Source organism: Paenibacillus sp. J31TS4, from assembly GCF_018403265.1.
Lineage (GTDB): Bacteria > Bacillota > Bacilli > Paenibacillales > NBRC-103111 > J31TS4.
On the sequence record NZ_BOSI01000002.1, the window covers coordinates 1 to 26,144 of the forward strand.

Sequence of the window (26,144 nt, forward strand, 5' to 3'; positions counted from 1 at the left end):
AGGTTGAATTTAAAAATGGTTAATACAAGAACATTCTCCTCTGGCGTTGTGCAACTAATCTATCATTTGAATGAGAAAGAATAATATCATCAGGAAATACTGGATAGTAATTGTCACTTCTTCAACTAAACGAATAACACTGGTTTAACAAATTAGTTGAAATACGGATTAACCCCTCCCAAATATAGCGAAACTAATAGTAACTAGCCTTGGGAGGGGTTTTGTTTTATGAAAATGACTGATCTCTGGACGTTGTACGATGACAAACGCATTATGGGTTTTAGTCCACATACGTTAAAAGCTTATTCCCTTCAGTTTAAAGTATTGACCCGTGAAATTGGAAATTTAAACGTCGAAGAAGTGTCATTGGACTTGCTGAAAGCATATTTAGCAAAGCAATCGCAACGGTTAAAACCAAGCAGTTTAGGTCACCGCATACGGTTCATACGATCTCTGTTTAGGTTTGCGATTGAAGAAGGACATATTGTTAGAAATCCTACGGCAAAGCTCAGAGAACCCAAAATGGAAAAGCGGATCCCGAAGTTTTTGATTGAAGAAGATGTGATTAATCTCAAGATAACCTGTGATTCCCCGCGCGAGCACGCGCTCCTGGCGTTTTTATATTGTACTGGCTGTCGCGTAGGCGAGGTTCATAAGTTAGATGTTGAGGATATCAACTGGTTAAAGTTGCTCCGCAATTGTGCACGGGAAGGGCTCTAAGCAACGAGAAGTGTATTTTACAACCGAATGTAAAGTCTGGTTAAAGAAATACCTTAAAAGTCGAGAAGATTCTTGCAAAGCCCTTTTTGTGACGGAAACCCTTCCTGTGCGACGATTGGCCATACCCACAATACGTTATTCGGTTAAGAAGCTTGCAGCTCGTGAAGAGGTTGCGGTTAACGTTTATCCTCATCGCTTTCGTCATACATACGCTTGTCACTTACTTGATAATGGTGCTCCGTTAGATTTTATACAAGGAATGCTGGGTCACGAGAAGGCATCAACAACGCAGATTTACGCTCAGTTACGCGGGGAGCGTCGGCGGGAGTTATATAGGCGGTTCTTTTAGGGGCCAGGGGCCCCGCTGAACTAAAGGGCAGGATAGTTCAAAAAATGGAAAAGGATTTTTATGGGAACATTCAAATATATTAAGGAGATGAATTCATCATCAAAATCGAGAAGTGAGGTGTGGGGATTTTGCAGGAGACGACAATGAAAGAAATCATCTTAACAGACAAAGCGCAACAACCTGGCGGAATGCCGTATTCCCAGGCAATCAAGGTCGGCAACACCGTGTATGTCGCTGGACAAGGCCCTTTCGAGCCAGATACGGGAATATGCAGCAGCGATACGCTGGAGTATCAGGCCAGGCGGACTTTGGAAAACGTGAAAGCTATTTTAGAGGCATCTGGGGCGAAGTTATCAGATGTTATCAAAGTAACAGTTGTTCTAGGCGAAGGTGCCGAATTTGACTCCTTCAATAAAATCTATAAGGATTATTTTAGTCATCCATATCCCGCAAGAACGATAATCCCTGCAAATATGGGTCCCGTTATGGTGCAAATGGACGCAATAGCTATTATTTCGTAGTTATTTTCTTTGCAGCGATTTTAGCTAACGAGCACAATAATGCAAGGACACCAGGCTGCCGGAAGGCAGCCTATTCAGCTAATAGGGAGATTAGTTATAAATAAAGTCGCCTTATTCCTCTTTGTTATTAATGATACAATTTGCTAGATGTCCCGCTGAACTAGAGGTAGGTTCATGCAAAACATTCTGTAAAAATCCGTTTAAATAAGGAGCTGGAATCACGTGGCGACACTTCATTTAATGGTTGGTCTCCCTTGTAGCGGTAAGACTACTCTGGCTCGGCAGCTCGAAACCAAATACTCCGCACTTCGCCTCACTCCCGATGAATGGCATATCAAATTATTTGGGCATGATTTCGGAGATAACATGACGGAATCTGAAGAAGCTAAGCATGATTTTAGACATGATTCAGTAGAATCCCTAATGTGGGATGTGGCGGCTAGAGTGTTGGCTCTTGGAGTTGATGTCATCCTTGATTTTGGATGTTGGGTTCGAAGTCAACGAGACGAGTTTCGTTCTAGAGCCAAACGTCTAGGAGCTGACTTTAAAATTCATTTTGTTGATGTGCCTAAAGAAGTGTTATTTGAACGTTTAAAAGCTAGAAATAATATCCATACAGAAGGGACTTTTTTCATACCAAAAGCGAAGCTTAAAGAATGGATAAACGTATTTGAGCCACCTTCATCAGAAGAACTTGATTCCTCTAACGATTCAACTATCGGGTAACAGTAGATTCAAGTAAACGATGAGACGAAGAGGGGGAAACCGAAATGAAGACGATCAAGCGCATGATGGATCACCTGTACTGGGCGGACGGACGCATCTTGGACGCACTCGAGGAGAGTGGTACGAAGAACAAGGACCTTCTGAAGCTGGTTCGGCACGTTGCGGTCGCGGAACGTGTCTGGCTGTCCCGATTGCAGGGCAAGGGCAGCGCGCAATATTCGTTGTGGGAGGAAGCGGAAGACCTGACGGCGATCCGGACGATGTTCGAAGAAAACACCGAGCAATATCGCGTCTATATCGAAGGGCTCGAGGAATCCGAGTTGGACGAGATGATCGACTATGCGAGCCAGAGCGGGATTCCGTTCCGAACGTCCGTCCGGGACATCCTGTTGCAGGTCCTCTTACATGGGCAATATCACCGGGGGCAGATCAACCGGGCACTTCGAATCGAATCGGCAGAACCGGTCCAAGTCGATTACATCACGTTCACGAGGCTCTAACTGGTCCTAATCCAATAAAGACCAAGAGCTGGGGGAAAGAAATTGAAGAAATATTTTGGCGTAGAAAACTCGCTTGGTTTAGCCTGCTTCCAGGCGGTTAGAGTGAAAGATACTGTGTATGTTGCTGGACAAGGTCCCAATACCCTTGAGTGTTCAGCGGAAGAACAGATTAGGCAAACACTTGAAAATGTACGAAACGCGTAATTAAGAAGTGTTATTGGTTTCAATGTTCAAATGGATGTGGTTGCCGTTTCGGAATAAACCATGACATTACGCTAACGGGTACATAATGCAAGGACACCAGGCTGCCAGGAAAAAGGCAGCCTTTTAAGCTTAACTAAATTAGTCTTAAACGTTGTGATCGTTCAATAAGCTTAGAAATTCGTAATATTTAAAGAGGGGGGAGTTTGTACGTATGCATGGAGAGGTAAGAAGTGTACCTTTAGGCACCCGTATAATCGCCTTTTTGTGGGATTATGTTATTATTTCGGGCTACATCATCCTGCTCATCGGTATCTCTTATCTTATACGGCCATTGTTGGCTCCATTATTTACGACAAATCCTTTGTTGGCCGAGGTCACTGGGTTTCTATTCCTTACGCTGCCTGTATATCTTTATTTTGCCGTATGCGAGGGATCGGGATCACACGCCACATGGGGGAAAAGAAAAGTGGGGATTATGGTGACTGGAAGGTACGGGCAATCAATCGGACTAGGTTCCTCGCTTGTTCGTTCTGCCCTCAAATTCGCCCCTTGGGAATTAGCCCATTTCACCATTTGGCACATGGTACTTCCCTCGGATTACCCCGAATCATTAATCTATTCCTTATTGGCAGTGGTCTACGTTCTGGTACTGATCTATTTGATAAGTCCGTTGTGGAGCAAAAACAAACAAACGGTCTATGACCTTATTGCGGGGACCGTGATACGATACAAGAATTAAGGATTCACAGGACGGCAAACGCCTTCCGCCTCTATCCGCTAAATGCCAATAGCCCAGCTTCTGCGGCGGGTTGCCGGAAGCCAGGCTATTTGGTCAGTCCGAGGATCTGTTCCGCTATTCGCCGGTCCGCGTCTTAAGCTTGCTCCCGCGGGAACCGGAAGACCATCAAATGCTCGTCGTAGGCGCGGCCGTCGACATGCAGCGCGTTCGGCTCTGTGCCGTAGCGGGCGAAGCCGAGGCTCTCGTAGAGCCGTACGGCCGGCTCGTTTGTCGTCACGACCATCAGCATCGCCTGCTCGAGCCCGTCAAGCGCCGCAGCATGCTCCAGCAGCCGGGACAGGAGACGGCGGGCAACGCCTTGCCCTCTCGCTTCCTCCGCCACGTACATGCCCCACACCATTCCTTTGTGGCGGAGCTTAGGCGCGCTCTCCCGCCGGAACCCGACGATCCCGACCAGCCTGTCCTCGTCGGAGAACGCGCCGCAGACGTAGTTGTCCGGGGTGATGCCGAGCCTGCGCTGGATTTCCTCCGGGGGCAGCTTGACGGCATCCTCGTAGGAGGAGCCGAACGCTTCCGGGCTGCTTCGGAGTCCTTTGAGACGCAGCTGCCAGAAGGCATCCGCGTCGTCCTTCGTCAGCTTTCTTACGTGAATGTCCATTCGTTGGTTACCCTCCTATAGGGCGGCTGGAAAGTGCGAGAGACGCTGCCGGGATGGCAGCGTCTCTCCTAAAGTGGCAGTTTCCGGCAGACAAGCTGCCGATGCCGCCGTTACTTCACAGCGGCTGCCGCTTTCTCCACATCCTTGACGCCTTGGTAAATTTGCTTGTACAGGCTCTCCAGATCCTCCTCCTCGATGCAGGAGAAGGCGACGCGCAGGTCGGTTTCGCCGAGGGCGATGGTGCCGATGCCGTACTGGTCGAGCAGGTGGCCGCGCAGCGTCTCGGCGTCGACCGTCTTGAGCTTCAGGCACATGAAGTAGCCGGAGTTGAACGGGTAGTAGTTCCAGGCGTCGTCGAAATCGCCGCTGTCAAGCAGCTCCTTGACGCGGTTGGCGCGGCGCTTCATGACCTCGAACTTCTGCTGCTTCTGCTCGGGATATTCCGGGGACTGCAGCGCATGAAGCACGAACGTCTGAGACGGATGCGGGCCGCTCGAGATCGTCGAACGGATGATGCCGGTCGTCTTTTGCTCAAGCGCATCCAGAAGCGGCTGGCTCTTCGAGCCGTAGGTGACGAAGCCGACGCGGAAGCCCCAGACATACTCTTCCTTGGTCGCGCCGTCCACCTTGACGGCAAGCACGCGCTCATGCAGGCCGCACAGCTGGCCAAACAGCGATTCGTGGAGCGAATTCTCGAAGAACAAGCCGAAGTACGCATCGTCGGTGACGGCGATGACGTTGATGCCCGCCTCGGCGCCCGCACGAATGGCCTCGACGATGCGCCGTCCGTCTTCCGCGTCGGGCGTGTAGCCGGTCGGGTTGTTCGGGAAGTTAAGCACGACGATGGCCTTGCCGCGCTCCTTCTGGGCGAGGATCGCTTCCTGGAGGCCTTCGGCGTTGAACTGGCCGGCCGCGTTATAGAGCGGGAAGTTGACGAGCTCGGCACCGCGGCGGATGCCGAAGGTCAGCTCGTAGTTTTCCCAATTCTTGTCGGGGTAGATGACGGCGTCGCCTGCATCGGCGAACAAGTCGGCGACGATGCTGAGCCCGTGGGTAAGCGCATTGGTGACGATGGGATTGCCGAACGATTTGCCTTCGAGGGAAGGGTTCTGCTGCAGCATTTTGGCGCGCCATGCGGTGCGGAGCTCCGGCTTGCCGGCAGGCGGCGCATATTCGTACAGATCCTTGGGATCGTAGGCGGACAGCGTATCCTGGATCACCTTCAGGTGCATCGGCGCTCCGTTCTCGATGGCGATTCCGATCGTCGCGTTGAACTGCTTCGCCTTTTTCTTGGCCTCCGCCGATTGGCTGAGAATGCCTACCTTCGGAAAATAAATCTGGCGTCCCAATCCGGACAGCATCGCGTAAATGTTCGGGTTCTCGGTTTGGATCGTATCGTTCAACTGTTTGGCCAGCTCGTTCATCGGTCAAGTCCTTTCTTCCAATCCGCTAGTTACCGGATGATTTTGGCGCTATTATATCACTTTGCAGGGATATCGTCACTCGTTCTGACCATTACAACCTGCGCTGATTTGTGATACACTAGTTGAAGCGCTTTCGTAAGCGCTGCCATTACATAAGCACGAGGGAGGAACGGAATCATGGAAGTTCGTTATGCCACAAACCCAACCGACATGCAGAGTTATGACACCGAACGGTTGCGCAAGGAATATTTGATGGAAAACCTGTTCGCCCCCGGCGAGCTGAATATGGTTTACACCCACGTGGACCGGTTCATCGTCGGCGGCGTAGTGCCGGGGCAGGAGCCGATTCTTCTCGAAGCCGAAGCGAAGGATATGGGGTCGCGGTATTTTCTTGAGCGCCGCGAGATCGGGATTATCAATATCGGACCGAAGGGGATCGTGAACGTAGACGGAACCGAGTACGAGATGGAAACCCGCGACTGCCTCTACGTCGGCAAGGGCAGCGAGAAGGTCACGTTCGCCAGTGCGGACCCGTCGCAGCCTGCCCGGTTCTACTTTAACTCTGTACCCGCGCACCAAACATATCCGACCGAGAAGCTGAGCATCAGCGAGGCGGAACCGAACCACCTCGGCTCGATCGCCCAGTCGAACGAGCGGACGATCTACAAGTTCATCCGCGAGGGCGGCGTGAAAAGCTGTCAGCTCGTCATGGGCATGACGCTGCTCAAGCCGAACAATATGTGGAATACGATGCCCTGCCATACGCATAACCGCCGCTCGGAGATTTACCTGTACTTCGATATGCCGGAGGACGGCGTCGTCTTCCACCTGATGGGGGAGCCGTCCGAGACGCGCCACCTTGTCGTCAGGAACGAGCAGGCGATCATCTCGCCAAGCTGGTCGATCCACTCCGGCGTCGGGACAAGCAACTATACCTTCATCTGGGGGATGGCCGGCGAGAACCAGGAGTTCGACGATATGGACAAGGTCGCCATGCAGGATCTTAGATAGCAGTATTGACCCCCCGTCCGGACTGTCCGGTCGGGGGTTCGTCTGTTCACGTTCCGATTTTGTTACTCATATTCAAAGGGGTTTTCACACGAGTAAATGTCATGAAAAAAATCCCTTATACGGGATGTCGTCTTCCAGGCATTTAATAAGATACGACAAGTCCTCGTCACACTCTGGATCTTCACCGTTGTTCCGCATGCCCTCGAATGTATCTACGATCCCTTCCATAAAGGTTACCTTTATAAAGAAAGGCAGCTTATCCAGCATCGACTGTTCGATTCTGGTCTCGGATCTGTATCCCTCGAGGACGGTTTCAAAATAATCATCCATAAACTTTTTGCGTTTGCTCGCGTCTGGTTCAAATTGTATCCAGCCCACTCCATGTGTCCAGAGATCCGCCAGGTCATACATATACCAGCCGAAACACGAATTATCGAAATCATAGACGGTGATTTGCCCGGTATCAAAATCGATCGAATAGTTCCCGTCATTATAATCAAAATGGATCATACCAAAAGACTCACGGTCTCTATCCAATCCTTCTAAGGTTCTAAGGAGCTCTACCAGCTTCTCCTTAAGCAGTGATAATGAGTTGGGTATCAGTGTATCGATAGATTCGGCATTATATTTATCAAAAAAACTATACCGTCGATGGACAGGAGTATACTCTTTCGATAATTGGTGCAGTTTCCCCAGGACTTTACCGCAATTATAAAAATATTCGGTAATAGGTACTCCTTCCCGATACCGATAATGATTCTCCACAAGTAGTTTTCCTTTGGCCTTTTTAAACAGGCAGATAAAAAAGGTATGATTATTGCGGGCTATCTCTTCCAACAGATTCCCCTCTAGGGAACTGACTACATCCGAGACACTTCCGCCATGCTCGGATAAATACCTCACAAACTCGAGTTCCCCCAGAAAATCTTCCCGGCTCCTGTCAGGCAAGAAAGAGATTCTGAGTATGTTTGCGTCTTCGCCTTCTTTCTCGCAGGTAAAAACGACATTCCGCCCTCCGCCATGGGCTGGAATCAGCATGATTTCATAGCCTTCCAATCCGTATAGCTCTGATACTATTGGAAGCAAATGGGTGTTGCTGATTTCTACTACCTCGTTATAAGTTATACTATCTCCTCCAGTCGAAATTGTTGCAAAGAATCCCGCATTGTGAACGGATAACCACCTTGTTTACCATTTGATCCTTCACTCCTTTGCTTTTCCTTATAGGCATTTTATCTAAAAATGCCAGACCAATATTAGGGAAACTTTGTCTATAATCAATCTAAAATTATCAAGAAATTTACAATCATTTTTTGAATGAATTCCTGAGATAGCCAACAATTATGCTTTCGCTTTGTGGAATGAACTCCAACTGGGTGGTTTATTAATCACATAACCTTTGGATATAAATAGCGTCTGGTTTTGACGGCAAGCGGGGTTAGGCAGACGGCTTGCTCTTACGCTATAATGGAGAGCAGAGAGACAGACAGGAAGGGAGAACCAAACTATGGCTAACATTGTCATCATCTCCGGAAGCCCGTCGCCGACATCACGGCTGACCGGTGTACTCGCGATCGTCGCCGAGGAGCTCAAGGAGCAGGGAGCCGTCGTGCAGACGATCGACGTGCGGGAACTGCCGCCGGAGGATCTGGTGTATACCAAGTTCGACAGTCCGGCGATCAAGGAAGCGAACCGGCTCATCGCGGAGGCGGACGGCGTCGTCGTCGCCACCCCCGTCTACAAGGCGTCCTATACCGGCGTTCTCAAGGCGTTCCTCGATCTGGTCCCGCAAAAAGGACTCGAGGGCAAAGTCGCCCTGTCGCTCGCGATCGGCGGCTCGTTCGCTCATCTGCTCGTCCTGGACTACGCGATGAAGCCGGTGCTTGCCGCGCTCGGCGCCCAGCACCAGCTGCAGGGCGTCTATACGGTCGATTCGCAGGTGAACCGGCTGGACGACGGCCGGTTTGATGTCGAGGAAGGCGTGGCGGCCCGGCTCCGGCTGTCGGCCCAAGAGCTCGTCAAGGCAGCCACCAAGCTGTAGGGGATAGCGAAGACTTAAGCTATCCAAGGAACAGAATCGGACAACGAAGAGAGACATGCTGCCGGGCATGTCTTTTTTTGCCTGGTCCGGGAAGGGAAACGGATAGGAGGGGAAGCCGGTGAAGGAAAACTGGGAACGGACCAACTCCGAGCTGTTGGAGCTCGCGGAGACGCAGCAGCTGGCGGAAGCCGCCTTCGGGCCGGAGGCCCAGGTAGTGGAGGCCGAGCGGCTGGGAGAAGGATTCAGCAACACCAATTACAAGCTCCGGCTCCAGGGGCATGCCGATCCCTATGTGCTGCGCCTGTATCGCAGCGGTCCGGAGACGGCGGAGAAAGAGCGGGCGATCGCCCGGCTGGTCGAGGAGCGTGTGCCGACGGCCCGCTTCGTCTATCTGGACAGCAGCGGCACTCACCGGGAGCGGCCGTGGGCGATACTGGAATGGAAGCGGGGAACGCTGCTGAAGGAAGTGCTGAAGAGCGGAGACGAAGAGGAGAAGGAACAAGCCGCGGTGTCAGTAGGCGAAGTGCTGGCGGGCATTCATGCCTTCGGCTTCAAGCAGGCGGGTCTGCTTGACGGCGCATTGTCCATCCGCGAGGAGTTCCCGATGAATGAAGGGAATTTCCTCGCGTTCCTGGAGGAGAGCCTATTCCGGGGCAAAGCCGGCGTTTGGCTGGGCGATCGGCAGCGCGACGAGCTGTGGGCGTGGAGCCGTGCCCATGCGTCCCTGCTGGCGGAGCAGAGTGGGCCACCGGCGCTGATCCATTCGGATTTCAACGGCCCGAACGTGCTGGTCGACCGGGAAGAGCCGGGCTGCCCGGTAACCGCCGTGCTGGATTGGGAGTTCGCCTTCTCGGGCAGCCCGATGGCGGACATCGGGAATCTGCTGCGTTATGAGCCAAGGGGATCCCGATTCACCGAAGCCTTCCTCGGCTCGTACGAACAGCATGGCGGGAGGCTGCCGGCCGATTGGGAGCTGCGGTCACGGCTGGAGGACCTGGTCGCCCTGTGCGACATGCTGAATCATTGCACCGAGGATACGCCGGTGCGGATTCGAGATTTGATTGGGAGAATCGAACGGACGCTGGCGGATTATCCGCTCGCGATTAAGGAGGAGAACGGATGGGTCTGATCAGCGTTCTGCTCGTGGCGGCTGGCGTGCTGATGCTGAGCCGGCCCGATTGGGTCTGGAGCGTCACGGAGAGCTGGAAGTCGGGGGACGCGACCGAGCCTTCGGACACGTACATTCTGTCTACCCGCTTCGGCGGTGGGATGGTGACGCTGGCGGGTCTCGGCGGAATAGTGGCGGCATGGGTGTTGTAGGAGATGGATTGGCCCCGCCGTTCACAGGATCGCCGTGTGTCGTTCCCGCGCCGAGATGGTATACTGAAGAGCAGGACAAGGGAACGGAACGGAACGATTCCCGGTAAGAGGTGGGATTGCAGTGAAACAAGTGGTCATCATCGGCGGCGGCGTGACCGGGTTATCCGCCGCCTATTATTTGCAAAAGGCGATTCGGACAAACGGGCTGGATGCGGAGATAACGGTCGTAGAGGCCGAGGAAAGGCTCGGCGGGAAGATTCACACGGTGCGGGACGGCGACTTCGTCATGGAGGCGGGAGCGGATTCCATCGTGACCCGCAAGACCAACGTCGCACCTCTCCTGGAAGAGCTGGGCATGACGGAGGAGGTCGTCTACAACGCGACAGGCAAGTCCTATATCTACGCGGACGGCCGCCTGAAGCCGATTCCCGAAGAAGCCGTCTTCGGCATACCGCTCAGCCTGGAATCGCTCGCGAAGAGCGAGCTGGTCTCCGCCGAGGGCAAGGTGGAGGCGCTGAAGGACTTCTATACCCCGAACGAGACGTTCACGAAGACCGATTCGGTCGGGCGTTTCCTCGAAGCGTTCCTCGGGACAGAGCTCGTGGAGAAGCAGATCGGGCCCGTGCTCTCCGGCGTCTACTCCGGCAAGCTGAGCGACCTGACGATCGCCTCGACGCTGCCCTATTTGCTCGACTACAAAAACCAGTACGGCAGCATCATGAAGGGGCTCGCCGAGAATCGGCAAAAATTCAAGGGGAACGGAGACAAGAAATTCCTGTCTTTCCGAGACGGCGTCTCGGCCCTTATCGACGAGCTGGAACGCCAGCTGCCGGATGTGCACATCTGGAAGGGCACCCGGGCGGTCGGCCTGGAGAAAGCGGGAGAGCGGTACCGGCTCGCCTTCTCGAATCGCCCTGCGCTGGAAGCCGATTATGTCGTGCTCAGCACGCCCCACACGGCCGCTCAGTCGCTTCTGACGGAGGCCGATCTCGAGGAGGAATTCGGCCAGCTGCGGAACAGCTCGCTCATCAGCGTCTACCTGGCGTTCGACATCGCCGACGAGGAGCTCCCGCTGGACGGCACAGGCTTCATCGTGGCGGAGGACGGCGATCTGCGGTGCAACGCCTGTACATGGACGAGCCGCAAGTGGACGCATACGTCCGCAAACCGCCGGCTGCTGGTCCGTCTGTTCTACAAGAGCACCAAGGAAGGCTACGACGAGCTGCAGCGGATGAGCGAAGAGGAACTGCTCGAGGTGGGCCTCCGGGATATCGAGCGGAGCATGGGAATCGCCGGTCGGCCCGTCACCCATAACGTAACGAAGTGGCATAACCAGATGCCCAACTACCATATCAAGCATCACGAGCTGGTCCAGACGCTTGAGGAGAAGGTCGCGCACCGGTATCCGAACGTCCGCCTGGCCGGCTGCTCCTATTACGGTGTCGGCATCCCGGACTGCATTGCGAATGGAGAGGCGACGGCGGGTTGGATCGCGGAGCGGCTGGCGGCGGAGCGCGGGTAAGCGGGGAAGACGCTGGTCCTTCGCACGCTTTCCATCAAGCAACTTTGGTCGAGAGCCGTCCTATAGGGGACGGCTCTTTTTGCATGCGCTTCGCGCGAAGTCTCGGGTGCCCGATGTCAGGGCCGCCCAGAGTTCGGCAGATCCGATAGAGCGGGTGCCTAAGGGCATGAGGGAACTGTGGTATGCTAGAGAGACACAATCATTTTTGCCGCAAAGGGGTCTTAGCTAATGAAAGTCGTTCCGCCGAAACCGTTCACCTACCGGGGAGGGGCAAAAGCCGTTCTCTTGCTGCACGGATTCACCGGCAGCCCGGTCGACGTCCGAAATTTGGGGAGGTACTTGAGCCAGCGGGGATACACCTGTCACGCTCCGATGTACCAAGGGCATGGCGCCGATCCGGAAGCGCTGCTCGCGTCGGAGCCCGACGAATGGTGGGAGGATGTCAAGGACGGCTATCAACTGCTGCTGGCGGAGGGGTTCTCTCAAGTAGCGGTAGCCGGCGTATCCCTGGGCGGCGTCTTTTCCTTAAAGGCGGCGGCGGAACTGCCAGTGGCAGGGGTGGTTTCGATGTGCGCCCCGATGCAGGCGAAGAGCATCGAGGACTTGTCACTGCGTGTCACCCAGTACGCCAAGCAGTACAAGAAATTCGAAGGCAAGGGCGACGCTCAAATCGCAGGGGAGCTGGAAGAGCTCGAGCGGACGCCGATGCCCTTTTTGAAGCAGATTCAGCGGACGATCGTGGAGACGAGCGGGAAGCTCGGGGCCATCCTCTCTCCTGCAATGGTCATGCAGGGCATGCTGGACGACGTGCTTTATCGCGAGAGCGCCCCGCTTATCTACCGGAGCGTCGGTTCCGAGCAGAAGCAGCTGAAGTGGTATGACCAATCCGGCCACATTCTGACCCTAGGCAAGGAACGGGAACAGGTCTACGAAGATGTGCACACGTTCCTAGAAACGTTAAGCTGGTAACGAAAGCCGGGTACGCATGGCGATACAAGTGGATAGAAGAAGCAAGGAGCCGCTCTTATGGAGCGGCTCTTTTTTGCAGGTTCTCGATTAGGCTAGGCATGGCTTCATAGAAATAGTTCACCAAGCGGTGCATCTGCTCAGCAAAATCCCCGCTCTCCGGAGAGCCGATCGTTACGGCTGTTTTTTGGCCATTGTAGACCTCGTTGAACAGAGGAACGTCCCGGTTGTAATGCTCTTTAATAAAGTCTCTATGAAGGTCGCTCATCGCTAGGATGACATCCTGTTCTTCAAAACTGCTTTCCCGAAAGGGTGTTCTTCTAAAATCGGAGGTGTCGATCTGCATGCCGGTCAAGATTTGAAAATGAAGGTCCGAGTACTTGCTAACATCACTATCTGCCCGGATGCCGGCAGAGCTAACGGTAATCGAGGCATTGCCCGTTTTCCGGAGAACATCCTTCATGCAATATTCGGCTATCACACTCCGCGTAAAATTATCGGTACAAACAAACAGAACGTTCACGCTCTCCAGCTCCCCTCAGGCTTCTGCTTGGCGCAGGTTACTCATTCGCCCAATCTCATAGAAATGCTTCTTTCTTGAAAACCAAGGGATTTCCAAAAGGAATGTCCCACATGATTCCAGTGCATGACTTCGATCTCCATCTTTTCCGTACCCAATGCTTCAAGCAGCATCATAAATGCTAATTTTCCATATCCCTGTCTTCTACTTTCTCGACATATAAAAAAATGCCTTAAATACAAAGGCTGTCTCGTCCGATTTACCAATGCATAGCCAACCACTTGCCCGTTCTTTTCAAATTGATAAGCGGTATAGTCTGTATGGAGAAACGTCCTCATTCTATCTTTTAGCTGTTCCATATTCATTTTATTGTCATGCTGTTCATCCTCAATGAGCTGCTTATTAAGTGTGGCAAGGAGGTCCAAATCTTCATCAGAACAAATCCGTACTTTCAGTTCCTCCATACAAGAATCTCTCCCGAATCCAGTTTTCTATATTCCCGAGTTAGTACCTATAAGATAATTCCGGGTCAGAACCGCCAGGAAAGGTCCAGAAGGTGTTGCCCTTGTAAGTTTGGCGGATCATCAGAATGGAATCGTTACGTACAATTGCTGCACAGCTTCTATTTCTCACAGAACGCCCTCCAGAAATTGGTTTCCACGATTATACAACATTAAGGTAAAGATGGAACCATAGAATGAAGTTCTGGTAACGAAAAATAGTTCGACAAATGAAAGGAAAATTATGGGTGGCCCTCGAATGGAACTAGAACCTATCGAAAGCAAGGAGGACGGTGCGAAGTGGGGAAAGCCCAGATAGAAGTCGTTCCGTTAAAAGAGAGAAAATATGTCGGCATTGCGGTCACCTCTCCCCTGAAAGATGTAAACGGGATTGGGGAAGCGCGTCAGCAGTTCATGGACAGAATAGGCGAAATTCAAGGGAAGGTGGATGAAACCACCTATGTCTGCGTTCATTATGCAAACGAAGTACTGTTCACCTATCTCTACTGCATGGAAGTAATGGATCACCGATCCGCTCCGGACGGCATGATCGGGTTTGAAGTGCCCGCTAACCGGTATGTCAAGGTTCAGGCAAACGGCGATGAACCGTACGGGCTGATTGAGCAATTTTTAAGGGACAATGGCATGCAGAGCCATGCCGGATCCGTTTCCTTCGAGGTATTCCGGTTTGGACAAGAGGAAAGCAAGTATCAAGCGGAAATCCTCGTTCCCCTTGCTGATAAACCTATCCGGGATGGAGGCCGACAAGCCATGCTTGGCAAATGGGTAGCAGCCGGATCGTGCTGCGAGGTACATGAATGGGGAGAAGGGAACCGGGTCGTCAAATGGTTTCACCCGGGAATCTCGCTAAAAGGGATTCAGGCCGAGTACAACAACAGCATCGCCGTATGGGAGGGCGGGCTGCCCGCCCCACGGCCGTACGAGATGATCACTTGGGAAGGACGCCCCGGGATTGTTTACGAGAAGGTGACGGGAAAAACGCTCGTGGAGCAGCTGTTTGCCAATCTGTATGCATTCCGCGAGATGGGGGACGAGCTGCGCAAGTGCGCGAGGGTGCTTCACGAGATTCACCGGACAGCGGTCCCCGGCATCGTGGCCGACCAGAAGAATCAATTGAAGGCCATTATCGGCCGTCCCGCCGAGTTCACCGAGGAAGAGCTGACGGGTATTCATGCGTATATCGACCGGCTGCCGGCCAAGCGGCAGCTGTGCCACGGCGATACGAATCCGGGCAATCTGATCATTAGAGATACGGACGGCAAAGCGATCATGATCGACTGGAGGCACGCCTCGCTCGGCAACCCGGCGGCGGATGTGGCGGAGGTATGCGTCATGATCGAATATGCCATCCTGCCTCCGGACACGCCCGCCGAGGTCGTTCAGTTTTTTCAAGCTTCTCGCCAGGCGGCCTATCGAGTCTTCCTGGGCGAGTACTGCCAATTGTCGGGGATGACCGAGGAGGAGATCAGAGCCTGGTACGTCCCCATGGCGGCCCGGTCCTCGGCATCCGGCGCCCTGCCGCAGGAGCAGGTGGCAAACCTGGCAGCGATGATCCGCAGCCGGCTGGCTGGATGAAGGCCTGGCCGTCTTGGCTCACCATAAGATCTACGAGTGAGACTCTGGGGAAGCATGGCGAGCGGAGAAGGAACCGAACGCGGCTCTTCCCTCAAACAAAAGGAGGAAAACGCATGGGCCTGAAAACGGTCATTCATCATCAAGCGCCTGTTTCCAATCTGGAAGCAGCCGTAGAGTGGTACGTCAACGTCCTGGGCTTTGAGCTTCAGAAACCGATCTCTCCCGGCTCTACTATCGCTTTATTGTCCCTTCCGGAGCGGGGGGCTTCCGTCCATCTCATTCAAACAACCGACCAAACGCGGCTCGGCCTCCCTTCGGAAGAAAAGGACAACTACGTTGTCGGCTTCTATTGCGAACGGATTCGGGAGCTGCAGCAAAAGCTGATCGAAAGCGGATGCGCGGCTATGCTGGAGGACGCCGGCGGGTGCGGCTGGTGGCTCTATTTCGCCGATCCTGACGGTAACCGGTATTTCGCCGCGGAGGATAAGGAACCTGCCAAGGATGCCGTCTCTTGAGGGGCCCGACCAAATGCGCAATACATAAGAAACCCATTCGCCTGTTATCGATTTAACATAGATAGAGGGAAGGAACAATCGAAGAACCGCAGGCGGCCGGCCCTTGTGTCGGCCGCTTTGTTATTATGTTGGGCAACGGAGAGGGAGAAGGGATGGGGACAACGAAATCTGTTCTTCCTGAAATGGAATGAAAAGTAGTGTAATTTACAAATGTGTAAGAGGGGGAGTAGAGGTGAAGATTGTCCTTGCAGCGGATACAGACTATGGATACATACGTGAACGTGACCATCATATTTCAGAGAGCTTAATACTATCCAAAATTAAAGGGAACGAAATATACATACTGCGGAACCAAGATGAAAGTTCTATCGGATGGATGAGATATGGATACTTTTGGGACAACACCCCTTTCATGAATATGATTTGGGTAGATGAACAATATCGAGGCACGGGTGTAGGTAAGCAAGTTGTCCTCTTTTGGGAAGATCAAATGAAACAAAAGGGCTTTAAATTGGTCATGACATCTACTCAGGCAAATGAAGAGGCGCAACACTTTTACAGAAAGTTAGGATATCGGGACGCAGGGTGTTTATTACTCGAAAATGAGCCATTGGAAATAATCCTGACCAAAACCTTGATATAATGACCGGACCCGGCAGCCGGCTGAAGAGAACGGGTGCTTTTTTGTAACGTACGGGCAGATAAATAGAGCAATGTTTATTCCGCTCAGGAAGGTAAGCAATCCAAAAGAAACCTGAATCCACCTGCTGTACTACTATTGAAGAGAAATCATTTCAAGGCGGAAGTGCAGAGGAGGCTTAAACATGAGTGAGAAAAAAAGCGGGTACAAAAACGTAAACGGACTTACGATGTATTATGAAATCCACGGGAGCGGCGAACCTCTCGTCTTGCTCCATGGTCAGTTTACGACTGCGGGCATGTTCGCTCCCTTATTGCCTGATTTGGCTCAACATCGTCAGGTCCTATTGGTTGAACAGCAGGGTCATGGGCATACCGCGGACATTGACCGTCCGTTAAGCTTTGCTCAGATGGGGCGGGATACCGCTGAGCTGTTGCGTCAGTTGGAAATTGAGAAAGCGGATGTGTTCGGGTACAGTGCCGGCGGAACGGTCGCCCTGCACCTGGCGAATGCAAATCCTCATCTCATCCGGAAATTGGCGCTAGCTTCGACCATTTATAGTATGGACGGCTATTTTCCCGCTGTTGTCGAAGGGATTAAACATGCATCGGCAGAAGGGTTTCCCCCCATCATGAAGCAGGAATACGAACGTGTCGCTCCGCATCCTGAAAACTGGTCCAAACTTATCGCCAAAGGCGAGGAGATGGCCAATAGCGGGAGCAAAGAGGATTTTCTGGAACCGATGCAGCTGCAGCAAATAGCGGCGCCTGTCCTGCTTATTGTGGGTACCGATGATCTTATTCGCATGGAGTACGCTCATGAGATGGCGGAGCTCCTTCACACCCGTCTTGTCGTAGTACCGGGTGATCATGCCTCGTATATTTCGGCACAACCCGTGGAACTGCTCGCTCATCTCAAACAATTTTTCGAACTGCCTGTTTGATGGTTGAGCGTTCCTCAACAGAATAAGGGCTCGGCAGGCAGGAACAAGGGAAGGGCGTGACCACAATGGTTTCGCCCTTCCCTTGTTCTAGTTTAAAACAGTAAAATAGGTTTCTCCCAGCAGTTCTCCTATTCGGTAACTGCCTGGTAAGGCTTCCCTCTTTACAAATGCGAGAACGCCCGCTGGTTCCACATCATACATCACTTCAATTTCTTTTGAAAACAATAGCTTCTCTGTCTGAAGCAAGCTGGAGAAGGAGGGCTGAGGTTTGGGTTGTAGCTCTTCAACATTCAGAACTTGCTTTAATCCGGCTACGTAGTGTTCCAACGGACGACCACCTACGAGCTTTAATCCTTTTTTCTCCTCGTTCATCAGGATGATCGTTGGAAACCCTCTGACACCAAGGCTGCTGGCAAGACGGAAATCTTCCTCCAATAAGGACTGGCCGGTCCCCTGTTCCGCTTCCTTCACGATGGCTTCTCCATCTAGTCCAAGTTGATTAACGATTTCAATCAGTACGGGTGTATGGGAAATGTTCTGGTTAAAGGCGAACAGAGCCTCTCGTGCGCGGCGCAAATAGTCAACTGCCAACGATTCGTTATGCTTGCTTTGGATGACTTTAAAAACGCGAGAAGGCGGATAGGAGGATTCCACCGGATTGTCGATCATAAGCGACCCGTCAATCGGCATCCGCGAATGGTCTCCCACTTCTCTCCAGTGTCCGGCGACATCCGCGGGTCCGTTAATTCCATTCGCAGGGTCGACCGGCCCGTCCCCCCACTTCTCCAGCAAACCTCCCATCACCGTATGGCTGGTGAAATACTCGCTGTACTGCATCAAAAAGCGGCGAAGAACCGGCTCAAGCGCCCAGCAGTGAGAACAGATAGGATCTGTCACATAATAAAGCTCGATGGCTGTCCTTGGTCGGTTCCAATCAAGGAGTTCTCCTTCCTCCGGCCCGGCTTCTCCGCATACGCCTGTTCTTAGATCACACATCATAGGGTTCGCAGCATTCATTTTTTTTCCTCCTTTGCATGTCAACTGGACAAGGAAACAAATCGTTCCCTCAGTTGCCCTCCGTTCTCCTAACAAGCTTGTTCATGCCTGAAGGTTGCTTGCCACCTTAGTTTAGTAAATAATAAAACGTAACCATACCAATAGTTCCTCGGATCTGTCGTTTATCCGACAAAGGGACAATATTGTTGAAAAAACGGGAAGGGGCAGCAATTATGACTTCATCAAAGACGGATCCCCGTGTCCTTCGTACCCGCAAATTAATTATGGACGCTTTCATTGAGCTTTCCGGCAAAAAAGAATTCAAGGATATTACGGTTAAGGATCTTACGGCAGAGGCAATGATTAATCGTGCCACCTTTTATTATCATTTTGAAGATATATATGACCTGCTGGAAAAGGCGTTATCCGAAGTCTTATTCGTAAATTTGGATAGTCATTGGTTCAAGGGGAAAGAACCGGACGAAGATTCCCTTGTTCGAATCTTCACGGCCATCACGAACTTTCAAACTTCTCTGTCCAATCGCTGCCACAGAGGATACGAGGATACGATAGCTCGTATTATTAGGGAACAGCTCCAAGTCATTTTTTATCAAATGCTGCTAACGCAGAAGAATACGGAAGAGGATGCAGCACTAAACATGACTGCCGTCCTGCTCAGCTGGGGAATTTATGGAGCCTCTGTTGAGTGGAGAAGAAGTGCAAGGGAAGTTCCGCCGGAGGACTATATCAAATTGGCGATTCCTTATCTAATGTCCGGACTGAAGAGTTGAAATCTGCAGGGAGGAGGAACTCGTTCCTAAAGAGTACCCCAACAGAAAGGGGGACCAGCTAATCTTTCTTTGAGTTTACGGCGCCGGATACGCTTGCCTGCTTCGCCGGGAGCGCGGACAGAATGCCGTCGCGGAGGAAGACCCGTGGAGCGCGTTGCGCCAGACAGAAGGCGCTCACGGTGGTATCCGTGACGGACCGGACCTCGATGTGCCGCTGGCTGAGTCTGCCGGTCCGGTCCATGTAGATGATCATGACGACGCGTCCGATGTACGAGGAGAAATTGAGCATCTCTTGTTCGCCTCCGAATAGGAACATTTGTTCCTATTATACGCTGACGAAGTTGGATTATTCAATGGGCATTCGGCTATTGGCGGCATTTGCTAACGGCCCTTCCGCGTGAGGCCGTAAGGGCGCGTCCAGGAGTCGAGAAGTGGCGCAGCGGGAGCCCTTGCGAGCATGCGAACATCCTGCGGGCGAACAGCCTCACATAGAAACCTCGGAAGCGAACGCCTTATATGCGATCAGTCTCTACATAGCCCCTGGATGCGAACGCCTTGTATACGAACGTCTAGATGCGAATGTCTCCTGCCAGCTGCTCCCTCGTGCGCCCACCTTCCTCTTCATGCGGACAGCCTCCACGTAGGAAGCCTGGGGGAAAGCCCCCTACACGAACAAAGCCCGCGGCTCAAGCCGCGGGCTTTTGCTCTGTTCCTCAAGAGGAAGAATCCTTACGGGCGTGCGGGCAGTACAGCTCCATGAGCCGGACGGTCTCCTCGTCCAGAGGGAGACCGCGCTCCGCTATGCGGCTCGTCAGATTGGCGCGGGCCGGCTCCTTCAAATTTTGGCCGAACTTGAACTTGGCGGACAGCGAGTCGATTCGGATCCCGATCACCGCCACGCCGCGCAGGCGGGAGGCGTACTCCGGGTTGTCCGCCGTGATCGGGGCATAGCCGCCTTCCGGCTGGAGCTTTTGCATGAACGCTTCCAGCGCTTCCGCCTTCTGCTCCAGGTCGTCGACGAGCTCAGCCGTGCCCCGGATAGAGACGGATTTGAAGTAGGACGTGGCAGGACAGGCAAAGGTCGGATCGCTGAAATACGAAGGAATGAGGGCATATTCTTTGGCAACGGAAAAGGTAACGTTCGGCGACCGCTTCAAATCGGTAATCTTTTCTCCGACACGGCTGCCGTGGACATAGATGGTATCCTTCCAATAGACGAAGTTGAGCGGCTTGACATGCGGCCAGCCATCTTCTCCGCACATGGCGAGAAACCCGAAGGACATCTCGTTCAAAAACTGCTCGATCTCTTGCCATTCCTGGACGGCGAATTCTTTTCTTCTCATAAGGAACCGGATTCCTCCTCCGCTTGGCTTGGGCCCTGCTCCTTCAGGAGCTCGGGTCTGTGGTATTATGGTAGGAGAAAAGTGGCTGGACCAAAAGGTCCGCTTTTGACAGCTTTTATTGGTCCGGTTCTTGGGTCGGTTGCAGAAGACTGCTGGGGGAACTAGCGGGCGGGAGTGGCTTGGGAGAGAGCGGGCAATTGAGCGGAATCAGGAGGAGGGATGGCCGGATGGAAAAGCGCGGGCCGGCGGCAGAAGGGGAAGCGGGGGAACAAAGAGGAAGAAAGCGGGGACGTCCGGACGGCGGCAGCGGGCCTGCCATCCCGATCGGCTTTGAGCGGGTCTACCGGGAGGCGGGCGGCAAGACGGAGGCGCTCTACCGGGCGGTAAAGGAAGCGATCCAGGACGGACGCCTGCCGTACCGGAGCAAGGTGCCGTCGACGCGGGCGCTGGCTGCCCAATACGGCATGTCCCGCAACACGGCGGCCCAGGCGTACGACCGTCTGCTGGCGGAAGGCTACCTAGCCGCAGAGCCGGGCAGCGGGACGTACGTCGCTTACCGTACGGCCGCCGCTCATGCCGGCGAGCCGGCCGGGGCTCCGCTCGCCCTGTCCGCCTGGGGCAGACGGGTGAGCGGGCTGCCGAGCCGCGTGGCGGGCAGCCCGGGCGGCGGCGTGCCGATTAGCTTCGACACGGGCGAGCCCGACCTCGCAGCGTTCCCGCGAGCGCAGTGGGCCCGCTGCCTCTACGCCGAGGTGCGCCGCTCGTTCGAGGAGCCGCTGACCGGAGCGTTCGCCGCCGAGGGCGACAGATCGCTGCGCGAGGCCATCGCCCGGCACCTGGGCCGCCACCGCGGCATCCGCGCCGCTGCCGCCGACATCGTCGTCGTCAACGGCTCGATGCAGGCGATTGCGCTGCTCGTGCAGCTGCTCGTCGACCCCGGCGACCGCGTCGTGCTCGAGGAGCCCGGCTACGGCGGCTTCCGCAGCGCCGTCGAAGCGTCCGGCGGCCGGCCGCTGCCCGCCGAGGTCGACGCGCGCGGCATCGTGCCGGCCGACTGGGATGCCCGGCTCGCGTTCGTGACGCCGGGACGGCAGTTCCCGACCGGCTGCGTGCTCGCGATGGAGCGGCGGCAGGCGATCCTTCAGTGGGCGGCGCGCATGGGCGGCTTCGTCGTCGAGGACGACTACGACAGCGAGTTCCGCCACGGCGGGCGTCCGCTGGAGCCGCTCAAGGCGCTTGACCGCGAGGGCCGCGTCGTCTTCATCGGCACCTTCTCGAAGACGATGCTGCCTCAGCTGCGTATCGGGTACGCGGTGCTGCCGCCGGGCCTGCGTGAGGCGTTCGTGCGGGCGAAGAGGCTGTACGAGCCGCATCCGTCCGGGCAGCTCGAGCAGCGGGCGCTGGCCGCTTTTTTGAACAGCGGCGAGTACGAGCGCCATCTGCGCCGCATGCGCCGGCTGTACAGCCGCAAGCACGATGTGCTGGCGGGTCTGCTGGCGAAGAAGCTGTCCGCCGTCTTCGAGCTCGTCCCCTCGGAGGCCGGGCTGCACTTGTTCGCCTGGTGGAACCGGTCCGCCGGCGAGCTGGCGCGGTTCCAGGCATTGTGCCGCGAGGAGGGGGTCGGGTGGGTCGATCCGGCCCCTTATTTTCAGGGCGAGCCGCGGCCAGCGGCGGTATTCGGATTCTCCCATCTGACGGTGGAGGAGCTGGAGGAGGGCGTCGCCCGGATGGAAGGCGCCTGGCGGAAGATAGCGGGCCGTGCCTAGCGGGAGGGAGGCTGGGCTGCCAGAGGAGGAGTAGAGCTCCCCAGTCGGGGCCTAGGTCCGGGAAGCCGACTGTCTGGCATGGAGCCGAGGCAGAACGGAGTCGGAGCGATCCGTCCGGACATGCGTTTCTCCCTGGAGCGGCCAAGCGCCGCCATTGCTGAGCGTTGCCCACACGGGATCACCGCCAGCTGGGGCACAGCGGAGCCGGAACCACCCGCATCCACTCCGGCATGCTCCTTTCCGCGGCTCCCGTTTCGGGAGACCGCCCTACGGGTAACAGGGGAAAGCGGGACTTGGGTCCGGCTGGCTGGCCGTTCCGATCCGGTCTTCTTTGCCTATCTTTCTGGGCAAAGGGATTCATTTTGCCAGTCTACGGAATGAATATTCATTCCGGTGGCGAATAGAGATAGAACGGGCGCGAATGGAACATGCTAGCAGAAGGTCCATCAGCCGGCCCCCGTCCGCGCTCTGGGCGCCCGGCTATCGGCTGCCAATGATTCGGCACAGCCGTCGCGCCCGGCAGCTATATCCATTTTTGCGACATGGAGGAGAACTACAATGTCCCAGAACCCGTCTGAATCCGTCGTCATTCCCCAGCCCAAAACATACGGGCCGCTCGGCAATCTGCCGCTTCTGGACCTGGAGGCGCCGGTGCAGTCGATGATCAAGCTGGCCTACGAGTTCGGGCCGATCTACCGGCTCGACCTGCCGGGCCGCAGCGAGCTGCTCATCTCCAGCTACGAGCTCGTGGAGGACGCCTGCGACGAGTCCCGCTTCGACAAGCGGGTGTGGGCGCCGCTGCGCAAAGTCCGCGCGTTCGCCGGAGACGGCCTGTTCACGAGCGAAACCGAGGAGCCGAACTGGCATAAGGCCCACAACATCCTGCTGCCCAGCTTCAGCCAGCGGGCGATGAAGGGCTACCACGCTATGATGGTCGATATCGCGGTCCAGCTGATCCAGAAGTGGGCACGCCTCAATCCGGACGAAAGCGTCGACGTTCCCGAGGACATGACCCGGCTGACGCTCGATACGATCGGGCTGTGCGGTTTCAACTACCGCTTCAACAGCTTTTACCGGGAGGAGCCCCACCCGTTCATCGTCAGCATGGTCCGCGCCCTGAACGAGGCGATGAACCAGCTCCAGCGGCTCGGACTGCAGGACAAGCTGATGGTCATCACCCGGCGCCAATACCGCCACGACATCCAGTCGATGAACGTGCTCGTCGACAACATCATTGCCGAGCGCAAAGCGCACGGCGAGGAGCGCGGCGACGATCTGCTCGCCCACATGCTGACGGGCAAGGACCCGGACACCGGGGAGCGGCTCGACGACGAGAACATCCGCTACCAGATCATTACGTTCCTGATCGCCGGACACGAGACGACGAGCGGGCTCCTGTCCTTTGCCATCTATTATTTGCTGAAGAATCCGGATAAGCTGCAAAAAGCTTATGAGGAGGTCGACCGGGTGCTCACCGGCCCGGTACCGACCTATGAGCAGGTCCGCGAGCTCAAGTATATCCGCATGATCCTGAACGAAGCGCTCCGGCTGTGGCCGACCGCACCTGCGTTCTCCCTGTATGCCAAGGAGGATACGATGCTGGCCGGCCAGTATCCGATGAAGCAAGGCGACAGCGTCAACGTCCTCATCCCGAAGCTGCACCGGGATACGGCGGTATGGGGGGATGACGTCGAGGAGTTCCGGCCGGAGCGGTTCGAGGACCCGGCGAGCATCCCGTTCCACGCCTTCAAGCCGTTCGGCAACGGTCAGCGCGCCTGCATCGGGCAGCAGTTCGCCATGCAGGAGGCGACGCTCGTCCTCGGCATGGTGCTCAAGCAGTTCGAGCTGATCGACCATACGAACTACCAGCTCAAGGTAAAAGAAACGCTGACGCTCAAGCCGGAAGGGCTGACGATGCGTGTCCGCCCGCGCAGCCAGGGGGCGCCGCTCGTGTTCGCGAGCGTTGGTGCGCCCGCCGCGGACACCAAGCCGGCTGTCAAAGCGGAGCGGCGGCCGGATAGCCCCGTGCAAGCGCACAATACGCCGCTCCTCGTCCTGTACGGCTCCAATCTCGGCACTGCCGAGGGCATTGCGCGGGAGCTGGCCGAGGAGGCGCGCTACCAGGGCTTCCGCAGCGAGGTCGCCGCGCTGAACGACCGGGTCGGGAAGCTCCCCAAGGAGGGCGTCGTCTTCCTCGTCTCCGCCTCGTATAATGGCAAGCCGCCGAGCAACGCGAGGGAGTTCCTCCAATGGCTGGAGGAGGTGGATCCCGGCGCGCTGGAGGGCGTGCGGTACACCGTGTTCGGCTGCGGCGACCACAACTGGGCGAGCACGTACCAGCAGGTGCCGCGCCAGCTGGACGAGCTGCTCGCGGCCAAAGGAGCCGAGCGGCTCCTGGAACGGGGCGAGGCCGACGCGAGCGGAGACTTCGAGATGCAGCTCGACGAATGGCGCGATGACCTGTGGCCGACCGTCATGGGCTCGCTGGGTCTCCAGGCGAGCGCCCATAGGGAACGGGAAGAGAGCAGCTTGAGCGTCCAGTTCGTCAGCGGGGTACTCGGCTCGCCGCTCGCCGAATCGTATGAAGCGATGCTGGGCACGATCGTGGAGAACCGCGAGCTGCAGGGCGAAGCGAGCGGCCGGAGCACGCGGCATCTCGAGATCGCTCTGCCCGAGGGGGCGGACTACCGTGAGGGCGACCACATCGGCATCCTCCCCGAGAATGCGCGGGAGCTGGTGGAGCGTGTCCTGAGGAGATACGCCCTGCATGCGAGCGACCACCTCGTGCTGAGCGCAAGCGGCCGCAGCGCCGCGCATCTGCCGCTCGACCGGCCGGTCCGCGTACAGGAGCTGCTCGCCCAGAGCGTCGAGCTGCAGGAGGCGGCGACCCGTGCCCAGCTGCGCGAGCTGGCCGCCTACACCGTCTGCCCGCCGCACAAAAAAGAGCTCGAAGCGCTGCTCGAGCCGGAGACGTACAAGACGGAGGTGCTCGCCAAGCGGCTGACGATGCTGGATCTGCTCGAGCAGTATCCCGCCTGCGAGCTGCCGTTCGAGCGGTTCCTCGAGCTGCTGCCGCCGCTCAAGGCACGCTATTACTCCGTCTCCAGCTCGCCTCGCGTGCAGAAGCAGCAGGCGAGCCTGACGGTGGGCGTCGTCCGGAGCCCGGCCAAAAGCGGGCGCGGCGAATACCGCGGCGTCGCCTCGAACTACCTGGCGTCCCGGCAGCCGGGAGATGCGGTGGCCATGTTCATCCGCACGCCGGAGTCCGGCTTCGAGCTGCCGGACAATCCGGAGACGCCGATCGTTATGGTCGGTCCCGGCACCGGCGTCGCCCCGTTCCGCGGCTTCCTTCAAGCGCGCCGCGCCCTTCAGCAGGAAGGCAACCAGCTCGGCGAAGCCCATCTCTACTTCGGCTGCCGTCATCATGAGCAGGATTACCTGTACCGGGATGAGCTGGAGCAGGCGGAGCGGGAGGGGCTCGTGACGCTTCATGTCGCGTGCTCGCGCCTGCCGGAACAGCCCAAGACGTACGTCCAGCACTTGATGCGGCAGAACGGCCCGGAGTTGATCCGCCTGCTGGACGGCGGCGGCCGCCTATACGTTTGCGGCGACGGCAGCCGGATGGCGCCGGACGTCGAGGAGACGCTCCGGACGGCGTACCGCGACGTACACGGCACGAGCGAAGAGGAGGCAGTCTCCTGGCTCGACGGTCTCCAGGAGGAGGGCCGGTACGCCAAGGACGTCTGGGCCGGCATCTAGCGGGATGGCGGCGGACGGAATCGGCCCAAGCCTTCCCAAGGGGACGGCTCTCCTGTAGGATAGAGAGGATTCCG

Annotated in this window: 27 protein-coding genes and 1 pseudogene; 20 read left to right on the top strand and 8 right to left on the bottom strand. The window is 55.8% G+C overall.

Annotation, left to right across the window (positions count from 1 at the left end; translation table 11 throughout):
• The 7 genes and pseudogenes from KJS47_RS10840 to KJS47_RS10865 form a co-directional block, all read left to right on the top strand.
• Positions 1-84 (top strand): annotated as a pseudogene (locus KJS47_RS10840) (dihydrofolate reductase family protein); the annotation flags it as partial.
• A 144-nt stretch (positions 85-228) separates the two neighbouring features.
• On the top strand, positions 229-720 hold the full coding sequence (locus tag KJS47_RS24075) for a tyrosine-type recombinase/integrase (protein WP_249716299.1): 492 nt from the start codon (positions 229-231) through the stop codon (positions 718-720).
• 10 nt (positions 721-730) lie between these two features.
• Positions 731-1,069 (top strand): tyrosine-type recombinase/integrase, encoded by a 339-nt coding sequence (locus tag KJS47_RS24080; protein WP_249716301.1) that lies wholly within the window; start codon positions 731-733, stop codon positions 1,067-1,069.
• Between the two features lie 143 nt (positions 1,070-1,212).
• Complete coding sequence (locus KJS47_RS10850; RefSeq protein WP_213525079.1) at positions 1,213-1,590, top strand: RidA family protein; 378 nt, start codon at positions 1,213-1,215, stop codon at positions 1,588-1,590.
• A 222-nt stretch (positions 1,591-1,812) separates the two neighbouring features.
• Positions 1,813-2,316: a P-loop nucleotide/nucleoside kinase family protein gene (locus KJS47_RS10855; RefSeq protein ID WP_213525080.1), complete on the top strand. Its 504-nt coding sequence runs from the start codon at positions 1,813-1,815 to the stop codon at positions 2,314-2,316.
• A gap of 44 nt (positions 2,317-2,360) precedes the next feature.
• Entirely contained in the window at positions 2,361-2,816 is a 456-nt protein-coding gene (locus KJS47_RS10860) for a DinB family protein (RefSeq protein WP_213525081.1), read from the top strand.
• 415 nt (positions 2,817-3,231) lie between these two features.
• Entirely contained in the window at positions 3,232-3,759 is a 528-nt protein-coding gene (locus KJS47_RS10865) for an RDD family protein (protein WP_213525082.1), read from the top strand.
• Positions 3,760-3,892: 133 nt separating this feature from the next.
• Here the strand turns inward: KJS47_RS10865 and KJS47_RS10870 are convergent, their stop codons facing one another.
• Both KJS47_RS10870 and KJS47_RS10875 read right to left on the bottom strand, forming a co-directional pair.
• On the bottom strand, positions 3,893-4,417 hold the full coding sequence (locus tag KJS47_RS10870; RefSeq protein ID WP_249716303.1) for a GNAT family N-acetyltransferase: 525 nt from the start codon (positions 4,415-4,417) through the stop codon (positions 3,893-3,895).
• 110 nt (positions 4,418-4,527) lie between these two features.
• Positions 4,528-5,841 carry an aminotransferase class I/II-fold pyridoxal phosphate-dependent enzyme gene (locus tag KJS47_RS10875; protein ID WP_213525083.1) on the bottom strand — a complete coding sequence of 438 codons (1,314 nt, stop codon included), beginning with the start codon at positions 5,839-5,841 and terminating at the stop codon, positions 4,528-4,530.
• Positions 5,842-6,018: 177 nt separating this feature from the next.
• On the opposite strand from KJS47_RS10875, the gene kduI reads away from it, so the two are divergent.
• Positions 6,019-6,852: a 5-dehydro-4-deoxy-D-glucuronate isomerase gene (gene kduI, locus KJS47_RS10880; RefSeq protein ID WP_213525084.1), complete on the top strand. Its 834-nt coding sequence runs from the start codon at positions 6,019-6,021 to the stop codon at positions 6,850-6,852.
• A 99-nt stretch (positions 6,853-6,951) separates the two neighbouring features.
• On the opposite strand, the gene KJS47_RS10885 is transcribed toward kduI, so the two are convergent.
• Positions 6,952-7,890, bottom strand: a complete 939-nt coding sequence (locus tag KJS47_RS10885) for a phosphotransferase enzyme family protein (protein WP_249716305.1) — start codon at positions 7,888-7,890, stop codon at positions 6,952-6,954.
• Between the two features lie 469 nt (positions 7,891-8,359).
• Between KJS47_RS10885 and ssuE the strand changes: the two genes are divergently transcribed.
• The 5 genes from ssuE (at position 8,360) to KJS47_RS10910 (ending at position 12,704) form a co-directional block, all read left to right on the top strand.
• Positions 8,360-8,893, top strand: coding sequence for an NADPH-dependent FMN reductase (gene ssuE / locus KJS47_RS10890; RefSeq protein WP_213525085.1), 534 nt, complete (start codon positions 8,360-8,362; stop codon positions 8,891-8,893).
• A gap of 118 nt (positions 8,894-9,011) precedes the next feature.
• Complete coding sequence (locus tag KJS47_RS10895) at positions 9,012-10,022, top strand: phosphotransferase family protein (RefSeq protein WP_213525086.1); 1,011 nt, start codon at positions 9,012-9,014, stop codon at positions 10,020-10,022.
• Entirely contained in the window at positions 10,013-10,213 is a 201-nt protein-coding gene (locus KJS47_RS10900; protein ID WP_213525087.1) for a DUF6199 family natural product biosynthesis protein, read from the top strand. The genes KJS47_RS10895 and KJS47_RS10900 overlap by 10 nt, the downstream gene beginning before the upstream one ends.
• 121 nt (positions 10,214-10,334) lie before the next feature.
• Positions 10,335-11,735: a protoporphyrinogen oxidase gene (locus KJS47_RS10905; protein WP_213525088.1), complete on the top strand. Its 1,401-nt coding sequence runs from the start codon at positions 10,335-10,337 to the stop codon at positions 11,733-11,735.
• A gap of 228 nt (positions 11,736-11,963) precedes the next feature.
• Positions 11,964-12,704 carry an alpha/beta hydrolase gene (locus KJS47_RS10910; RefSeq protein ID WP_213525089.1) on the top strand — a complete coding sequence of 247 codons (741 nt, stop codon included), beginning with the start codon at positions 11,964-11,966 and terminating at the stop codon, positions 12,702-12,704.
• Between the two features lie 55 nt (positions 12,705-12,759).
• On the opposite strand, the gene KJS47_RS10915 is transcribed toward KJS47_RS10910, so the two are convergent.
• Complete coding sequence (locus tag KJS47_RS10915) at positions 12,760-13,224, bottom strand: arsenate reductase/protein-tyrosine-phosphatase family protein (RefSeq protein WP_213525090.1); 465 nt, start codon at positions 13,222-13,224, stop codon at positions 12,760-12,762.
• A gap of 41 nt (positions 13,225-13,265) precedes the next feature.
• Positions 13,266-13,685 carry a GNAT family N-acetyltransferase gene (locus KJS47_RS10920; RefSeq protein ID WP_213525091.1) on the bottom strand — a complete coding sequence of 140 codons (420 nt, stop codon included), beginning with the start codon at positions 13,683-13,685 and terminating at the stop codon, positions 13,266-13,268.
• A gap of 336 nt (positions 13,686-14,021) precedes the next feature.
• Between KJS47_RS10920 and KJS47_RS10925 the strand changes: the two genes are divergently transcribed.
• From KJS47_RS10925 to KJS47_RS10940, 4 genes are all read left to right on the top strand, one after another.
• Positions 14,022-15,317, top strand: a complete 1,296-nt coding sequence (locus KJS47_RS10925; RefSeq protein ID WP_213525092.1) for a phosphotransferase — start codon at positions 14,022-14,024, stop codon at positions 15,315-15,317.
• 113 nt (positions 15,318-15,430) lie between these two features.
• Entirely contained in the window at positions 15,431-15,832 is a 402-nt protein-coding gene (locus KJS47_RS10930) for a VOC family protein (RefSeq protein WP_213525093.1), read from the top strand.
• Positions 15,833-16,064: 232 nt separating this feature from the next.
• Entirely contained in the window at positions 16,065-16,475 is a 411-nt protein-coding gene (locus tag KJS47_RS10935; RefSeq protein ID WP_213525094.1) for a GNAT family N-acetyltransferase, read from the top strand.
• Between the two features lie 181 nt (positions 16,476-16,656).
• Positions 16,657-17,415 carry an alpha/beta fold hydrolase gene (locus tag KJS47_RS10940; protein ID WP_213525095.1) on the top strand — a complete coding sequence of 253 codons (759 nt, stop codon included), beginning with the start codon at positions 16,657-16,659 and terminating at the stop codon, positions 17,413-17,415.
• An 87-nt stretch (positions 17,416-17,502) separates the two neighbouring features.
• Here the strand turns inward: KJS47_RS10940 and KJS47_RS10945 are convergent, their stop codons facing one another.
• Complete coding sequence (locus KJS47_RS10945) at positions 17,503-18,432, bottom strand: DsbA family protein (protein ID WP_213525096.1); 930 nt, start codon at positions 18,430-18,432, stop codon at positions 17,503-17,505.
• 212 nt (positions 18,433-18,644) lie between these two features.
• Here KJS47_RS10945 and KJS47_RS10950 point away from each other — a divergent pair, with 212 nt between their 5' ends.
• The gene (locus KJS47_RS10950) at positions 18,645-19,202 is read left to right on the top strand and encodes a TetR/AcrR family transcriptional regulator (RefSeq protein ID WP_213525827.1); all 558 of its coding nucleotides are present in this window, start codon (positions 18,645-18,647) and stop codon (positions 19,200-19,202) included.
• Positions 19,203-19,260: 58 nt separating this feature from the next.
• On the opposite strand, the gene KJS47_RS10955 is transcribed toward KJS47_RS10950, so the two are convergent.
• Positions 19,261-19,491: a WYL domain-containing protein gene (locus tag KJS47_RS10955; protein ID WP_213525097.1), complete on the bottom strand. Its 231-nt coding sequence runs from the start codon at positions 19,489-19,491 to the stop codon at positions 19,261-19,263.
• Between the two features lie 424 nt (positions 19,492-19,915).
• A complete protein-coding gene (locus KJS47_RS10960; protein WP_213525098.1) occupies positions 19,916-20,545 on the bottom strand; it encodes a pyridoxamine 5'-phosphate oxidase family protein in 630 nt (209 codons plus the stop codon).
• 227 nt (positions 20,546-20,772) lie between these two features.
• On the opposite strand from KJS47_RS10960, the gene pdxR reads away from it, so the two are divergent.
• Together pdxR and KJS47_RS10970 are read left to right on the top strand one after the other, a co-directional pair.
• Positions 20,773-22,311: a MocR-like pyridoxine biosynthesis transcription factor PdxR gene (gene pdxR / locus KJS47_RS10965; protein ID WP_213525099.1), complete on the top strand. Its 1,539-nt coding sequence runs from the start codon at positions 20,773-20,775 to the stop codon at positions 22,309-22,311.
• Positions 22,312-22,869: 558 nt separating this feature from the next.
• Positions 22,870-26,070: a bifunctional cytochrome P450/NADPH--P450 reductase gene (locus KJS47_RS10970; RefSeq protein ID WP_213525102.1), complete on the top strand. Its 3,201-nt coding sequence runs from the start codon at positions 22,870-22,872 to the stop codon at positions 26,068-26,070.
• Positions 26,071-26,144: the final 74 nt, after the last annotated feature.

What these genes read in the sequence shown, in the direction of transcription:
- KJS47_RS24075 (WP_249716299.1), top strand. Translation starts at nt 229, where the DNA reads ATGAAAATGACTGATCTCTGGACGTTGTACGATGACAAACGCATTATG.
- KJS47_RS10850 (WP_213525079.1), top strand. Translation starts at nt 1,213, where the DNA reads ATGAAAGAAATCATCTTAACAGACAAAGCGCAACAACCTGGCGGAATG.
- KJS47_RS10860 (WP_213525081.1), top strand. Translation starts at nt 2,361, where the DNA reads ATGAAGACGATCAAGCGCATGATGGATCACCTGTACTGGGCGGACGGA.
- KJS47_RS10865 (WP_213525082.1), top strand. Translation starts at nt 3,232, where the DNA reads ATGCATGGAGAGGTAAGAAGTGTACCTTTAGGCACCCGTATAATCGCC.
- KJS47_RS10870 (WP_249716303.1), bottom strand. Translation starts at nt 4,417, where the DNA reads ATGGACATTCACGTAAGAAAGCTGACGAAGGACGACGCGGATGCCTTC.
- KJS47_RS10875 (WP_213525083.1), bottom strand. Translation starts at nt 5,841, where the DNA reads ATGAACGAGCTGGCCAAACAGTTGAACGATACGATCCAAACCGAGAAC.
- kduI (WP_213525084.1), top strand. Translation starts at nt 6,019, where the DNA reads ATGGAAGTTCGTTATGCCACAAACCCAACCGACATGCAGAGTTATGAC.
- KJS47_RS10885 (WP_249716305.1), bottom strand. Translation starts at nt 7,890, where the DNA reads ATGCTGATTCCAGCCCATGGCGGAGGGCGGAATGTCGTTTTTACCTGC.
- ssuE (WP_213525085.1), top strand. Translation starts at nt 8,360, where the DNA reads ATGGCTAACATTGTCATCATCTCCGGAAGCCCGTCGCCGACATCACGG.
- KJS47_RS10900 (WP_213525087.1), top strand. Translation starts at nt 10,013, where the DNA reads ATGGGTCTGATCAGCGTTCTGCTCGTGGCGGCTGGCGTGCTGATGCTG.
- KJS47_RS10910 (WP_213525089.1), top strand. Translation starts at nt 11,964, where the DNA reads ATGAAAGTCGTTCCGCCGAAACCGTTCACCTACCGGGGAGGGGCAAAA.
- KJS47_RS10920 (WP_213525091.1), bottom strand. Translation starts at nt 13,685, where the DNA reads ATGGAGGAACTGAAAGTACGGATTTGTTCTGATGAAGATTTGGACCTC.
- KJS47_RS10930 (WP_213525093.1), top strand. Translation starts at nt 15,431, where the DNA reads ATGGGCCTGAAAACGGTCATTCATCATCAAGCGCCTGTTTCCAATCTG.
- KJS47_RS10940 (WP_213525095.1), top strand. Translation starts at nt 16,657, where the DNA reads ATGAGTGAGAAAAAAAGCGGGTACAAAAACGTAAACGGACTTACGATG.
- KJS47_RS10945 (WP_213525096.1), bottom strand. Translation starts at nt 18,432, where the DNA reads ATGAATGCTGCGAACCCTATGATGTGTGATCTAAGAACAGGCGTATGC.
- KJS47_RS10950 (WP_213525827.1), top strand. Translation starts at nt 18,645, where the DNA reads ATGACTTCATCAAAGACGGATCCCCGTGTCCTTCGTACCCGCAAATTA.
- KJS47_RS10955 (WP_213525097.1), bottom strand. Translation starts at nt 19,491, where the DNA reads ATGCTCAATTTCTCCTCGTACATCGGACGCGTCGTCATGATCATCTAC.
- KJS47_RS10960 (WP_213525098.1), bottom strand. Translation starts at nt 20,545, where the DNA reads ATGAGAAGAAAAGAATTCGCCGTCCAGGAATGGCAAGAGATCGAGCAG.
- pdxR (WP_213525099.1), top strand. Translation starts at nt 20,773, where the DNA reads ATGGAAAAGCGCGGGCCGGCGGCAGAAGGGGAAGCGGGGGAACAAAGA.
- KJS47_RS10970 (WP_213525102.1), top strand. Translation starts at nt 22,870, where the DNA reads ATGTCCCAGAACCCGTCTGAATCCGTCGTCATTCCCCAGCCCAAAACA.